The following is a 15,190-nucleotide window of genomic DNA, read 5'->3' on the forward strand; positions in this document are numbered from 1 at the left end:
CAGATGCTTCGTACCTCAGCATGACAATATCCACAAAAAGATTGAAGCGAATGGCAGGGCTGCACTTCCCGATGGAAAAGCAACACCCGTTTCCAAAAAAAATCTGCAAGTCTTATGAAATGAACTCATAAAACTTGCAGATAAATAAGTATCTTTCCTGCTAGATAGACCCTGAAATAAATTCAGGGTGACGAACTATTGATTGAAATATGCACATAAAAAAAGGTTTAAGATTTTCTGCCACATGATTTACGCACCCTGCAAAAAACCTTAAACCTTATACCCTAAGCCTTAAACCTCACTAAGGTACTATCTCTTCTAAATAACTCTCAACCGGCGGACATGCACAGATCAACGATCTATCGCCATGGCTATCATTAACACGGCCAACCGAAGGCCAGAACTTACGTTCTAACACATAAGGAAGTGGGAAAGCAGCAGTTTGACGGCTATATAAATGGTCCCAATCGTTAGCCGTAATTACCGCAACAGTATGAGGTGCATTTTTTAACGGGTTATCTGTTTTATCCAAAGTTCCGTTTTCTACTGAAGAAATTTCGTTTTTAATCGCGATCAATGCATCGCAGAAACGGTCTAACTCGTGTTTAGGCTCCGATTCTGTCGGCTCAACCATCAAAGTACCCGCAACCGGGAACGAAACTGTTGGAGCGTGGAAACCATAATCCATTAAACGTTTTGCAATATCGGTAACTTCGATACCAAAAGCTTTGAACGAACGGCAATCTAAAATCATTTCGTGTGCACAACGGCCCTGAGCACCCGAATAAAGTACCGGGTAATGTTGCTCTAAACGCGCTTTCATGTAGTTTGCGTTTAAAATGGCATATTTAGTGGCATTGGTTAAACCATCAGCGCCCATCATTGCGATGTAAGCGTGAGAAATGATCAGAATCGAAGCCGAACCCCAAGGTGCAGAAGAAACTGCAGAAATTGACTTTCCTTTATCGATATCAACCACAGCATGACCAGGAAGATAAGGAACCAGGTGTTTCGCCACACCGATAGGACCCATACCAGGACCACCACCACCGTGAGGGATACAGAAAGTTTTGTGTAAGTTTAAGTGACAAACATCGGCACCAATATTAGCCGGACTTGTTAAACCAACTTGTGCATTCATGTTTGCACCATCCATATAAACCTGTCCGCCATTGGCATGGATAATCTCGCAGATTTCGATAATGCTTTCTTCGAATACACCGTGTGTAGACGGATAAGTTACCATCAAACACGAAAGGTTATCCTTGTGTAATTCTGCTTTGGCTTTTAAATCTTCAACATCGATATTTCCGTTTTCCAACGATTTTACCACAACGATTTTCATATCGGCCATTGCCGCAGAAGCAGGGTTTGTTCCGTGTGCCGAAGCAGGAATTAAAGCTACGTTACGGTGGAAATCGCCCCTATCGTGGTGATAAGCACGGATTACCATTAAACCAGCATACTCACCCTGTGCACCTGCATTTGGCTGTAAGCTCATGGCGGCAAAACCGGTAATTTCGCTCAACCATTTATCCAGTTCGTTAAAAACAGAATAGTAGCCCAATACCTGATCGGCAGGGGCAAATGGGTGGATACGACCAAAGTGAGACCAGGTAACCGGGATCATTTCTGCCGTAGCATTTAATTTCATTGTACAGCTACCCAAAGCAATCATCGAGTGGCAAAGCGATAAATCTTTTGCTTCTAACGATTTGATATAACGCAACATTTCGTGTTCCGAGTGATGCGAATTAAAGATCGGGTGCGTTAAATATGCTGATGTACGTTGTAATTGAGCAGGGATTACTGTTTCTACATTTTCTACTAATTCTACCTGATCACCTGCAAAACCTTTTGCCCTTGCAAATATTTTGGCGATTAGGGTAATATCTTCGAAAGTAGTGGTTTCATCAACAGAAATCGTTACGGTGTTACCCACATAATTTAAGTTGATTTCGTTATCTAAACAGTAAGCGTGGATACCGCCTTTTAGATCTCCTAGTTCGAAACGGATGGTATCGAAATAAGCCGAATTTAATTGTTCGTAACCTAAATTTTTCAAGGTAGAAGCTAAGCTAACTGCCAAACCATGTGTGCGTTCTGCAATGGCTTTTAATCCTTTCGGGCCGTGGTAAGCGGCATAAAAACCGGCCATAATGGCCAATAATGCCTGTGCAGTACAGATGTTTGAGGTTGCTTTGTCTCTACGGATGTGTTGCTCGCGTGTTTGCAAAGCCATACGTAAAGCGTAATCGCCATGGCTATCGATGGTTACACCGATAATACGACCAGGGATGTTACGTTTATATTCTTCTTTAGTGGCAAAAAATGCAGCATGCGGACCACCAAAACCCATTGGTATACCTAAGCGCTGCGTAGTACCCACTACCACATCGGCACCCCATTCGCCCGGAGGCGTTAATAAAGTTAAGCTTAAAATATCAGCAACTACCGTTAATTTAATATTGAGGTTATGTAATGCAGATGCAAAAGCTGCATAATCGAAAACCTCGCCATTACCGGCAGGATATTGAACAATTGCGCCAAAGAAATCTTCGGTAGCAGTAAAATCTAAGTGATTTCCGATAACCAGCTCAATACCGTAAGGATTGGCACGTGTTTTTAAAATATCGATGGTTTGCGGGAAAAGCAATTCTGAAACGAAGAACTTTTTAGCTGCCTGGTTTTTACGCAAGCTGTATTGCATAAACATGGCCTCAGCAGCAGCGGTACCTTCATCCAACAAAGAAGCGTTGGCAATTTCCATTCCGGTTAAATCGATAACCATCGTCTGGAAATTTAATAAAGCCTGTAAACGGCCCTGTGCAATCTCTGCCTGATAAGGCGTATATTGGGTGTACCATCCCGGGTTTTCGAATACGTTACGTAAAATTACTCCTGGGGTAATGGTATCATAATAACCTTGACCGATAAAGCTTTTGAAAACTTTATTCAACAATGAAGTTTGTTTTAAAGCACCAAGATATTCAGTTTCTGATTTCGCTGCAGGCAAATTTAATGGCTGTTTTAACCTAATTGCCGTTGGAACAGTTTGTTCAATCAGCTCATCGATAGAATTTACGCCAACGGTTTGCAACATTTGGGCTGTATCAGCCTCATTTGGAGCAATATGACGATTTTGAAAATCTTCCTTGTAGTGGATATTTAAGCTCATGCGGTATGAATAATAAATTTGCGTGCAAAGGTAGCAAAAATGACGCTGTATTCCACTATCAATCAGTGTAAAAAAGGCGTCTTATTTATACTTAAAAGCGACAAAATTGGTAGTTTTTATGCGCAAAAAGAAAGACAAACGTTTGTTCAATTTTAAACGGATAAGCGATTATTTGGAAAGCAGTGGCTGTGCTGAAATTTAAGTTTGTTCCAAACATGCGTTTCAATCTTTTTGAGGTTTTTGATTCAATGATCGTCATTGCGAGGAGGAACGACGAAGCAATCTTTTCCGTAACGTTTGGCAAAAAGGATTTCCACTGCTGTTGATTTAAAAACAAAGGAGCTGTAAGAAATCAGCGTTGCAGGGTTGAGGTTCATTAGCCCTCCTATTTCATTCGATAGAAGTATATTCGGTTGTTATAAACGCCAAGTGAATTTCTAAATGAAGAATTACATAAATCATTAATTAACTTATCAGTTTCTTCTAAACTTCCAAAATGGACGATAGCCCTTCTATATTCGTGGAAAAAGTCATCATAAACCATTGATACTACCGAGGTGTATTTCCAATTTTGAGCAGGCAACACTGGGCTAAAAAAGATAGTTTCTGTGCTCATTTTAAATGGCACAATCAAATCTAAGGTTGCCAAGTTACCTCCATAATCAACATAACCATGTCTTGTTACAGCAGGTCCGTACCAATGATCTTTATCTAACAAATACCTCGCATCAAGGTTTAAATCAACTCTTGCTGCAACAGGAAAGCCATTATGCGCATCTATTTTCCATCTCTTTGCATTAAAAAAACTATCAAGTTCATTATTAAAACCATCCTGATTATCCCTGGTAATCAATCCAATGCGACTCACATAGAATGTAATTTTCTTTCCAAAAAAAACGCTATCTTTTGAAATCTTTCCTTTATTAATTTTTAATTTGACAATATCATGCAGCTCCTTTGAAAAATTCGAATATCCTTCTCTGGGCTCTAAAGGTTTTGGTTCGGTAATAAATTCGTAGACAGTATCAAGCCGATGATATCCTACATCTACTAACGAACTGTCTAAATACCGATCGAAATAAATACGGCCATCCAATTTAATATCTCTATATTTTTTTAAAACCTTATTTACCTTACTGTCGATTAACTTTACTTTTGGTTTTGCTAGCATATTTAAGACATCACCCTTGAATCTATAATGATTTGATAATTCATTTTGCCTAATGCTAAAACCTGTGTTTAAATCGCGAATATTAGTACCGGCCAAACATTTCTCAAGCACGTTCTTTACTTTTAGCAAAGTGTCATCAAGATGGATCTTACGATAATCAGATTGCCCAAAAGCCGAAAATAAAATGAAAGACAATATTAAAGTTAAGAGCGTTTTTTTCATTTCAGGTGATTTTGATTAGCTGTACACAAATTAAAAGCACTTTACTTTTTCGATGAGTAGATATTAGCATTTATTTCAATTTTTCATGTTCTGATATAAAGTAGTTACCATCAGTTTCTAATAGCGACATATTGATAGAAAAAACGATAATCTCCTTATTTAGCGAAAATAGATTCAATATCATAACAACCGGATTTTTAGTCTGGTTCAGATATTTCCTTCTATTCTTCACTCTTAATTCAACGAATGACGACAGATAGCCTTTCACTAAGCCATAGGTTTTTATTTCTTCCCAATCAATTACAACACCACTCTGGAAATCAAAAACAAACCCATTTTTAAATTCAATTGCAGGAATACCTTTAACAACAGCAACAAAACACCTAAAATTTATAATCCAATTTATTAAAACAAAAACAGAAAGCGGTATAATTAGCAAAGGGCTGTTTTGTTCATACTGCAGAAAGCATGAAATAAGAATTAGTAACGCAAAAACTGTCCAGAGAAAAAATCTAAAATAAACAACACCTTCCCTAAATTTAAACAATTTGGTTTTGTCCATATTTTTTTTGGTCAATGGTTAACGCTGTACCTTCCAACCTTCATCCTTGCTCAACTTCAGTTTATAGGTTTTAGTGATGAAATTGCTGTTTTTGTTGGCCTCTTTATCAAAAGGTTCAAAATCGGTGGTTACCATTTTTAACGATACCGTTACTTTTGCCGTGCTTGAATTTACCTGCGCGAAATCGACCGGTTTTTCGTCTGATAGTACATACTCTACTACTTTTACCGTAGCCTTATCGCCATCCTGTTTCAACACCAGCGGACTTGCTTTATCGGTTAGAGTAATCTGGTATACAAAACTGCTGTCTTTTGAAAGAAACTTCTTTTTGGCTTCTTTTAAACTCAGTGATACCAAGCCTTTACTGGCCAGGGATTTGTACTTACCCAGCTCGAACATATCGTTTGTACTGTTAAATTTCATCTCGCCAAACTTAAACCTTGTGGTTTTATACTCAGGGTTGGCTTTTAGGTAATCGGTAATTACTTCGGCGGCTTCATCCTGGTTGATGGTGGTTTTGGTTTTACATGCAGCTAAACCGATAAGAATAAAGGATAAAATATAAATGGTCAATTTTTTCATGGGTAAATGCTTTAAGCTTTTTAAAGATATTTAATTTTTCAATAAGTCGGAGGTCCGGCGTCCGAAAGTCGGAAGATTATTATTGCAAAAAATTAACCTTACACCTTCAACCCTCCTACCCTCTACCTTTTTTCAGATACTTCAGATTAGGCAAAACCATCGCTGATAATATCACCACAACTCCTACCCATCTTAAAAATGAAACCTGCTCTTGCAGCACAAAACCAGCCATCATTACAGCTACAGGTAATTCTGCAGCACTTAAAATAGAGCTAATGGCCGTACCAATTCTCGGCACACCTTCGGCATAAAACAATGGTGGGATTACCGTACCGAAAACCGAAATAATCAGTCCCCATTTTAGTAAACTTCCACCCAAAGCACCATTAATTAAAAATGTTGGCGGAAAGATAATGAAGATTAATATACAGGCACCCGTAATCATCAAAGCGCTTTTCTTTAACGGTGCGTATTCATTCCCGATCCGGCCGCTTAATAATAAAAAGCCTGCATAACATAGTGCAGCAAGTAAACCGAAACCAATTCCTTTTAAATCCATGCCCTGAATACTTGTTTCAGCCATTCCGCTGGCCAAAACGGTGCCACCTAAAACCAGTAAAATTGCTGCCAATTGTAATCCTGTGGGTTTCTTTTTAAAAATGAGGTATTCCATTAAAATACTCATCCATATAAACTGCATCAATAAAATAATGGCAACTGAATTAGGTACCAACTTTACACACTGGTAATAAAAAATACTTACCAAACCCGTACAGGTACCGGCAATTATCATTTTCCACCAAGGTGTTATGGCAGGCACAGCTTTAGCTTTATAACCGGCGGTTCTGCTTTGAAAGAAAAATAATATCCATAAAATTACAGCGCCGAAGAAAGCCTGCGCACCGGTAACATCACCCAAAGTATAACCTTCGTGGTAGGCCAGTTTAACAAAAGTAGAGAGGATACCAAAACTACAGGCACCAAAAAAAACAAGGAGAATTCCTTTTAACATATTTTTTTCATATTAACCGCAAAGGACACTGAGATTTTCGCAAAGTAGCGCAAAGATTAATTAAAATCTATGCACTCAGCTGTGCGTTTCTTTGCGCCCTTTTCTTTGCAGTCTTTGCGGTTAAAAACTAAACGAGTTGTTGTAAATACTTTTGAATAGTAGTTTCCAATCCTAAATAAAGTGCATCACTAATTAAAGCATGACCGATAGAAACTTCCAGTAAACCGGGAATGCTCTGGGCAAAATAATGCAGGTTATGCAGATCCAGATCATGACCGGCATTGATACCCAAGCCCAAAGTGTTGGCATGATGGGCTGCCGCGATATAATTTACGATTGCTTTTTCGCGATCAGCAAAATAATTGTGTGCGTAAGCCTCGGTGTATAACTCTATGCGATCTGTTCCGGTTTCAACGGCACCTTCAACCATTTCTACCACTGGATCTACAAAAATAGAAACACGAATACCTTCTTTTTGGAAAACCGCAACCATTTCTTTCAGGTAATCTTTATGTTTAATGGTATCCCAACCATGGTTAGAAGTAATCTGTCCTTCGGCATCGGGCACCAACGTAACCTGTGCAGGCTTATTGGCCAAAACAAGGTCAACAAATTTATCTTCTTTGCAATTCCCTTCAATATTGAATTCGGTGGCAATAACAGCCTTTAAATCGTATACATCCTGATAACGGATATGGCGTTCATCCGGACGCGGATGTACTGTAATTCCCTGTGCACCGAAACGTTCACAATCTAATGCAACCTTAACCAGATCAGGATTATTACCGCCACGACTGTTGCGCAGCGTAGCAATTTTATTGATATTAACCGATAACTTTGTCATGCATCAAAGATAAGGCTTTGCCTTTGTTAATCTTAAAGCTTAAAAAAATTTGACTTTTTTTTGCTCATATTTGCTACCTGTAAATGAACTTGAAAGAGCCCACCTTATATAAAATTTTAATTGCCCTGGTTGCTCTGGTTAGTATACCGGCACTTTTTGGAGGCATAATGGAACCCGATTCGGCATTATATGCATCTATTGCCAAAAACATGGTGTTACGGAACGATTGGGTAAATATTTATGTACGTGGTGCCGATTGGCTTGACAAACCACATTTAACCTTTTGGCTGGCGGCCGCATCTTTTAAAGTTTTCGGGATTAATGCTTTTGCTTATAAACTGCCGTCTTTTTTATTCGGATTATTAGGTGCAGGATACATTTATAAACTGGCAAAGGATATTTATAGCGAAAAAACCGGGTTGATCAGTGCATTGATTTTTCTAAGCTCACTGCATATTCTTATTTCAACTTTCGATGTACGTGCAGAGATTTACATTACCACATTTACCTTAGCAGCCATTTATCATTATTATAAAGCACATCAAGGTTCCTTTTGGCATATTGTTGTCGGGTCATTTTTTGCTGCCTGTGCCATCATGATCAAGGGAATATTTGTGCTGATCCCCGTTTTTGGTGGATTTATCATTTACTGGTTGCTCACCAAGCAATGGAAACAGTTGCTAAAGCCAAAATGGTGGATTGCCATTCTTTTGATTTTTATTTTTATTATTCCGGAACTATATACGTTATACATCCAGTTTGATTTACATCCCGAGAAACTGGTATTTGGAAAAACCGGTGTTTCAGGTTTAAAATTTTTCTTTTGGGACAGTCAGTTCGGTCGCTTTTTTAACAACGGACCGATAAAAGGCAAAGGTGATATTTCGTTCTTTCTGCATACTACGCTTTGGGCGTTTTTACCCTGGTCGATATTGTTTTATACCGCAGTCGTTAATCTTTTCAAAAAGAAAAACAGAGTGGGTTTACCCGCGGAAAGTATTATGATCTGGACGAGTGCTGCGATTACCTTCCTGTTATTTTCGCTTTCTAAATTCCAGCTGCCACATTATATTTTAATTATTCTGCCACAGTTTGCCATTATTACGGCGTTATATATCCAGAAACTGGAAGGAAAAGGCTTAAAAGTGTTTTTTACCGTTCAAAACGTATTGGCAGTTCTTATTGTTCTGATCCTCTCGTTCGTTGCTGTCTTTTTTGATTTTACAAATAACTATATCGCAATAACAATTCTGATTGTTTTACTGAGCCTTTCATTCTTGCTTTTTAAAGGATTAAAAACTGAAAATCTATTGGCAAGAAGCGTGATGATTTCGGTAGGGTTAATGATTTTTCTATCTGCATTTTTTTACCCCTCAGTGCTCAAATATGAATCGGGTATGGAAGCAGGCAAATGGTTAAAAGAAAACTATCCTAATGCCAAGGCTTCGGTTTTGATGTATCCGGATGCGTACTCATTTGATTTTTATGCCAATGGCGAACCGAAATACTTCTGGAGTTACGAGGATCTCGAAAAATCGAAAAATGAAAAAGACCTGGTTATTTACATACCAGCAACTGAATTGGAAAGGTTAAAAACCGATTACCACGCCGAAGTGTTAAAATCATTTAAATATTATCACATTACCAAATTAACCGGTAAGTTTATCAATGCCAAAACGCGCCCTCAGGTTTTAGAGCAATTTTATTTGGTTAAAATACATTAACATGGATTTATTCTTCCGCATCTTAAAATTTGGATTAACGGGTTTTCTTGGCATGGCGATCGACTTTGGAGCAACCTGGCTTTTCAAAGAGAAAATCAAAATCAATAAATATATTGCCAATGCCATTGGGTTTACGTTAGCAGTAACCAATAATTACCTTATTAACCGGGTATGGACATTTGAAAGCACCAACACACATTGGGCAACCGAATTCGGTAAATTTTTAGTAGTGAGTTTAATTGGCCTGGGCTTAAATACCTTTATCATTTATCTTTTTCACCAACGAAAAAATGGAACAAACTTTTATGTAGCCAAGTTTTTTGCCATTGTAATTGTTTTTGTGTGGAATTTTTTGGCAAATATGTTGTTTACATTTAGGTAAATCTGACCATTAAGTAATATCCGGATGATTTAGCAAGAGTTTTTGTGTTGAATTTTCTGACAAATATGCTGTTTACTTTCAGGTAAATCTGACCATTAAGAAATTAAGAACATTAAGGGAGATCTGGATATTTTATATGTTTGGCACGGACCAATGAACAAATGACCAGTGAACTAATGAACCTTATTAAGAAACTTTTTTTCCGACAAAGTAGATTACAACGAGCCATATTAATCCTTTTATCAGGAAGAATAGGAAGCCAACCAGGCCAACCCGCTTAAACCATAATTTTACTTTTTCTTTATTCATTGGGGATGTTTTGTAAAGATAAATGATTTGAATTAAATTAGAAAGATTTTAAATAAGGAATTCTGAGGTTTTATCAGAAACAGCTAAAAATTTAGTTTTCAAAAAATTTTTCTTAAATTCAGTCATCTCAAATTATATCCTATGAAAAAATTAATGTTCATCCTATTGGCATTTTGCACCGTTTCGTTATCTGCAATGGCCGCCCCTACAACCGTTCACGGAACCATCTTATCAAAATCATCGGTTGGAGATTCGACAAAGAAGATGACTGCCAAAGAATGGAAAGATGTAGAAAAACAGTTAAAAGCCGCCATGCCAAAGCAAATGGCCACACCCCTGTTAAAGCAACTAAAAGAAGCTGAAAAATTGGGTAAATCTACTTCTCCGGGCGATCAGAAAGCCTTATCCAACATGATCATGAAAAGCCTGAACGATAACGGCGATTTAATGAACTACGAAATAGAGAAAAAAAGTATTATAGATGATTTTAAAATGCAGGAGTTCGACAATGCTGCTGATAAAAGAGAAGCACGGAAAGATATGCGTAGAGAACTAAAGGAGTTAAAACGTGATTTTAAACGAGATCAGAAAGAGCGGAAAAAAGAAAAGAAAGCAGAAAACCTTCACTTTATTTAGTTCGCTTATTGATTTATGAAATTTAAATTGTTCATTTTCTTAATATGTCTTGCGCATTTATCTTTTGCACAAAATTTTAATGATGTTAAGCGTTACAAAGTAAATTTCGCGATTGCAACGGGCCTGAACCAAAAATTGATTGCAACAAGAAGCTTTACCGCAAACAATCAAAAATACCTGTTACTGGTTAATCCGGAAACTTTAGATACCAAAGTAGATCTGGCCAATAATTACAGTACCAGCAGTTTACAATTTCAGAATGTTCTGGCCATTTTTAAAAATACAGCCTATGTTAAATCGATCGAGGCTGCAGCAGCTAAAGATCTGCAATTGCAGAATGCGGGGATTGATCACGCCATTCCGAATGAAAAAGGCATTACTCTAACCATTGATCTCTGTCCATCGCACAAAGCACTGGACAGGGTTATTTTCCAATCGGTTTTTGATGAATTTAAAAAGATAGAACAGCCGGCTCCTTTAGCCATTTCTGTTTCGGGCAAATGGATGCTGAAACATCAGGACGACCTTAACTGGCTGAAAAGTTTGGTAGAGAAAAAGGAACTGAACATTACCTGGGTAAACCACACCTACAACCATGAGGTAAATAAACTGCCACTTGCCGAAAATTTTTTACTTGCACCCGGCACCAATTTAGATGTAGAAGTGCTGGAGAACGAAAAATTAATGTTAAAAAACGGTTTAACACCATCGGTATTTTTCCGTTTCCCAGGATTGGTATCCGATAAAAGCATTGTAGAAAAGATTGAAGCTTATGGCTTGATCCCTATCGGTAGTGACGCCTGGTTAGCCAAAGGACAGCAGCCTAATGCAGGGAGTATTGTTTTGATCCACGGTAATGGAAACGAAGAAATAGGCGTGAAAGATTTTATACAACTGCTAAAAACTAAACAGGCCGACGTAAAAAATAAACAGTGGCTGCTTTTTGATTTGAGAGCAGGTTTGGAGAAAGAGTTTGAGTAAACGCGTTTTTAACCACAGAGAACACAGAGAAAAGACGCAAAGATCACAGAGATTAAAATAGGTTTGTTATAAACCACACTTTGTGCCCTTTTGCGAAAAACTTTTCGCCTTTTGCGGTAAAATTACTTCTTAACCGGCAACAATTTTATTTCCTTTGCTTTAAAGCGGTTGTTTACAATTTCGCCGGTAACTTCTGCTTTACTTACAGCATTACAGAAACCATGTTCGCCATGCGCATCGCCAAAATCGTCGATACCTTTACCATCTACAAAATAAGGTTTACCATCTATTTTAACGGCTAATTCGCAATCTTTACCCTTCATTTTAAACTGACATTCGCCACAGGCAATATCTACAACCTGTTTGGTAATTACTTTCGCCGTTGCAGCTTTTTGGGGCGCAGTTTGGGCATTTACAGAAACTGAAAATAAACCTAGTACTATTGCAAAAATTAACTTTTTCATTGTTTGTGTTTTTTCAAATATAACGAAACCTTTCAGGTTTTAAAACGGCGCAGCCCTCAATGAGGCCTATGAAAATATCAAGCAACCCGAATTAAACCTGCGAGGTTTGATTTAAAACAGTGGGTTTTGCGTTAGGGATTGTAAGGGTTCAGTACCGATCCTTCATCGGTACCGGAGCGAAGCGCAGCCCTGAAAAGCCCGACCCTTGCGTAGCTTGGGTAACGCCCAAATAGACATAAATTTAAATTATTACTAAATAGATCCTGAAATAAATTCAGGATGACGTTATGTACTAAAAAACCTCGTAGGTTTTAAAAAACAACTAAAGACACCCCGTCCTGCGGACACCCCTCTGGGAGAGGGGAATAAAAAAAGGGATATGCAAGTTGCACATCCCTTTTGTATTTTACATTTTCGGTTAACTGCTAACTAAAAACTGCAAACTGAATTAATACCTGTAAGTATCTGCTTTAAACGGACCTTCTACCGGTACACCGATATAATCAGCCTGGTGTTGATCTAAAACATCTAACTCCACACCGATTTTTTCTAAGTGTAAACGAGCTACTTTTTCATCTAAATGCTTAGGCAAAGTATAAACTTTGTTTTCGTAAGCAGCAGTGTTTGTCCAAAGTTCTAATTGAGCCAAAGTTTGGTTGGTAAACGAGTTACTCATTACAAAACTTGGGTGACCGGTTGCACAACCTAAGTTAACCAAACGACCTTCAGCAAGTACAATTACGTCTTTACCATCGATGGTATATTTATCAACCTGTGGTTTAATTTCTACTTTGGTATCGCCATAAGCACCGTTTAACCAGGCCATATCGATCTCGTTATCGAAGTGACCGATGTTACAAACAATCGCTTTATCTTTTAATGCCCTGAAGTGTTTTTCGCGAACGATATCACAGTTACCGGTAGTGGTTACTACAATATCTGCTTCTTTAATTGCAGTATCTAAACGTTTCACTTCGTAACCTTCCATTGCAGCCTGTAATGCACAGATTGGATCGATTTCGGTAACGATAACACGTACGCCCTGCGAGCTTAACGATTCTGCAGAACCTTTACCTACATCTCCGTAACCGCAAACAACAGCTACTTTACCGGCCATCATTACATCGGTAGCACGACGGATCGCATCAACCAATGATTCGCGGCAACCGTATTTGTTATCGAATTTAGATTTGGTAACCGAATCGTTTACGTTAATTGCAGGTAAGTGCAATGTTCCGTTTTTCATTCTTTCGTATAAACGGTGAACACCGGTTGTAGTTTCTTCTGATAAACCTTTAATGTTAGCAATCAATTCAGGGAAACGGTCGAAAACCATATTGGTTAAATCGCCACCATCATCCAAAATCATGTTTAATGGTTGTTGCTCCGGACCGAAATGAAGGGTTTGCTCAATACACCAGTCGAATTCTTCTTCGTTTAAACCTTTCCAGGCATAAACCTGAATACCCGCAGCAGCAATTGCCGCAGCAGCATGATCCTGTGTTGAGAAAATATTGCAAGATGACCAGGTAACTTCAGCACCAAGGGCCACCAATGTTTCGATTAAAACAGCCGTTTGGATGGTCATATGCAGACAGCCTGCTATACGCGCACCTTTTAACGGTTGTGTTGGACCGAATTCTTTACGTAAACTCATTAAACCTGGCATCTCTGCTTCGGCTAATTCGATTTCTTTACGGCCCCATTCTGCCAGTGAAATGTCCTTAACTTTGTAAGGAATGTAAGTTGTCTCTACTGATGACATAATTATTTGTTTTTAAATGTGATGCAAAGTTACCACATCCCTTTGTGAAAGCCAAATAATTAAAGGGTAAGCAGGTTGGAGGATTGTAAAATAAAATACTGGTTTTCAAGCTAAGTTTGCAATATTTGATTACAAGTCTTTCTATGTTATTTATGCCCTTTATTAAAACCCTTATTTATGCTTTAAAATTATTATAATTGGTTACAAAACTTAAATATTTAGTCTTGTATGTCAGTATTAATATGGATTTTAATTAGTTTTATTTTATGAAGGAAGAACGCATCTTACTCACATCAAAGGAAAAGTTTACCAGAATGATGGATGCTTGGGTAAAGCTAGGGGAACTGTGTAAGCTATACGACGATGGTAATACCACTTTTTATACCGAAATCGCAACAAAAATAAGATCTCTATTCCACGAGACAAGAATTTCTAAATCTTTAGTAGGTCAGGTACTAGATCTAGAGGGAAGATACCTATTATCCACAGGTAGAAATTATGATCCAAATAATCTAGCTCAACATACACCGCTTATTAACTTTAAATTTCGAGGCGAACTGCACCCTGTGTATTCACACAATAAACCGCCCTTCGTTTTCGAACGAAAACTAATCTTTGGTGCTTGGTGGAATAAGGAGCTTGTATACGTTGATCATTCTGGCAATAAATTTACACGGCAAAAAATAGTTTCATGCATTGCAGACACCGACGGAGGAGCGCATTATGACCCATCTTTGCCTAAGGATTATTACGAGGTATCTAGGAAAAATAGCTTAGGGTACACGTATTACAAAGGAATGGATCCAACTGACAAAGAGAGGAATTCAATGGGAGATCCGTTAATATCAACTTTGAGAACGATTGCTGAAGAGGTATTACTTTCAATGCATCCAGAAAACCAAACTGCTTTACATGAGATGCCTATATCTGAAGAATAAGATAGCAATGCGCTACCATCTTTTTGTCTTTTTTGGAAGGTTATAAAAAATCAAAAGTAATTGCCAAGATTTCATTTTATGAAAATTTAAAATAGTTTTTACATTAGCCATTCAATGCCACTCAGTTATACTGCAAAATCCCGTCTTAATATAATGAGCATAATTTTAGGCCTTATAGCAATGGTGACCTTACCAGTTTTGTGTAAGATTTTTATAATTGGCGACAAGAACAAAAAAAATAATGACGAAGTCTATAAGACGATCACACCTAGAGATATGAAAGGTATAGATACTATCAGAGCAGGTGATAGCTTGTACATAATTGATTTTTCGATCAGAAAGGTAATACCGGATACAATAGAAAACGAAAGCCAGAATAAGTACGAACAGGAAAATTACGATACTGATCAGTAGCAATTA

General features: G+C 37.9%; 14 protein-coding genes. 6 read left to right on the top strand and 8 right to left on the bottom strand.

Features of this window, described 5'->3' with window-relative positions; genetic code table 11:
- Positions 1–301: 301 nt before the first annotated feature.
- The 6 genes from gcvP to B2V92_RS15805 all read right to left on the bottom strand — a co-directional run bounded on the left by gcvP (position 302) and on the right by B2V92_RS15805 (position 7,571).
- Positions 302–3,178, bottom strand: a complete 2,877-nt coding sequence (gene gcvP, locus B2V92_RS15780) for an aminomethyl-transferring glycine dehydrogenase (RefSeq protein WP_293309835.1) — start codon at positions 3,176–3,178, stop codon at positions 302–304.
- 385 nt (positions 3,179–3,563) lie between these two features.
- Positions 3,564–4,571, bottom strand: a complete 1,008-nt coding sequence (locus B2V92_RS15785) for a hypothetical protein (protein ID WP_293309837.1) — start codon at positions 4,569–4,571, stop codon at positions 3,564–3,566.
- A gap of 70 nt (positions 4,572–4,641) precedes the next feature.
- Positions 4,642–5,133, bottom strand: coding sequence for a hypothetical protein (locus B2V92_RS15790; protein ID WP_293309839.1), 492 nt, complete (start codon positions 5,131–5,133; stop codon positions 4,642–4,644).
- A gap of 18 nt (positions 5,134–5,151) precedes the next feature.
- Positions 5,152–5,715: a hypothetical protein gene (locus B2V92_RS15795; protein WP_293309841.1), complete on the bottom strand. Its 564-nt coding sequence runs from the start codon at positions 5,713–5,715 to the stop codon at positions 5,152–5,154.
- Between the two features lie 115 nt (positions 5,716–5,830).
- The gene (locus B2V92_RS15800) at positions 5,831–6,727 is read right to left on the bottom strand and encodes an EamA family transporter (RefSeq protein WP_293309843.1); all 897 of its coding nucleotides are present in this window, start codon (positions 6,725–6,727) and stop codon (positions 5,831–5,833) included.
- A gap of 127 nt (positions 6,728–6,854) precedes the next feature.
- Positions 6,855–7,571 carry a pyridoxine 5'-phosphate synthase gene (locus tag B2V92_RS15805; protein WP_293309845.1) on the bottom strand — a complete coding sequence of 239 codons (717 nt, stop codon included), beginning with the start codon at positions 7,569–7,571 and terminating at the stop codon, positions 6,855–6,857.
- Positions 7,572–7,654: 83 nt separating this feature from the next.
- Between B2V92_RS15805 and B2V92_RS15810 the strand changes: the two genes are divergently transcribed.
- The 4 genes from B2V92_RS15810 (at position 7,655) to B2V92_RS15825 (ending at position 11,603) form a co-directional block, all read left to right on the top strand.
- Positions 7,655–9,295 carry an ArnT family glycosyltransferase gene (locus tag B2V92_RS15810; RefSeq protein ID WP_293309847.1) on the top strand — a complete coding sequence of 547 codons (1,641 nt, stop codon included), beginning with the start codon at positions 7,655–7,657 and terminating at the stop codon, positions 9,293–9,295.
- Between the two features lies 1 nt (position 9,296).
- On the top strand, positions 9,297–9,677 hold the full coding sequence (locus B2V92_RS15815) for a GtrA family protein (RefSeq protein ID WP_113950261.1): 381 nt from the start codon (positions 9,297–9,299) through the stop codon (positions 9,675–9,677).
- Positions 9,678–10,127: 450 nt separating this feature from the next.
- A complete protein-coding gene (locus B2V92_RS15820) occupies positions 10,128–10,622 on the top strand; it encodes a hypothetical protein (protein ID WP_293309850.1) in 495 nt (164 codons plus the stop codon).
- A 135-nt stretch (positions 10,623–10,757) separates the two neighbouring features.
- Entirely contained in the window at positions 10,758–11,603 is an 846-nt protein-coding gene (locus B2V92_RS15825) for a polysaccharide deacetylase family protein (RefSeq protein WP_293309852.1), read from the top strand.
- Positions 11,604–11,725: 122 nt separating this feature from the next.
- On the opposite strand, the gene B2V92_RS15830 is transcribed toward B2V92_RS15825, so the two are convergent.
- Together B2V92_RS15830 and ahcY are read right to left on the bottom strand one after the other, a co-directional pair.
- On the bottom strand, positions 11,726–12,067 hold the full coding sequence (locus B2V92_RS15830) for a DUF6370 family protein (RefSeq protein WP_293309854.1): 342 nt from the start codon (positions 12,065–12,067) through the stop codon (positions 11,726–11,728).
- Between the two features lie 448 nt (positions 12,068–12,515).
- On the bottom strand, positions 12,516–13,832 hold the full coding sequence (ahcY, locus tag B2V92_RS15835; RefSeq protein WP_293309856.1) for an adenosylhomocysteinase: 1,317 nt from the start codon (positions 13,830–13,832) through the stop codon (positions 12,516–12,518).
- Between the two features lie 266 nt (positions 13,833–14,098).
- On the opposite strand from ahcY, the gene B2V92_RS15840 reads away from it, so the two are divergent.
- Positions 14,099–14,770, top strand: coding sequence for a hypothetical protein (locus tag B2V92_RS15840; protein WP_293309858.1), 672 nt, complete (start codon positions 14,099–14,101; stop codon positions 14,768–14,770).
- A 276-nt stretch (positions 14,771–15,046) separates the two neighbouring features.
- On the top strand, positions 15,047–15,184 hold the full coding sequence (locus tag B2V92_RS15845; RefSeq protein ID WP_293309860.1) for a hypothetical protein: 138 nt from the start codon (positions 15,047–15,049) through the stop codon (positions 15,182–15,184).
- The last annotated feature ends 6 nt before the right edge of the window (positions 15,185–15,190 follow it).

Origin of the sequence: Pedobacter sp. UBA5917 (genome assembly GCF_002432345.1) — a bacterium.
In the GTDB taxonomy this organism is placed as follows: Bacteria; Bacteroidota; Bacteroidia; order Sphingobacteriales; family Sphingobacteriaceae; genus Pedobacter.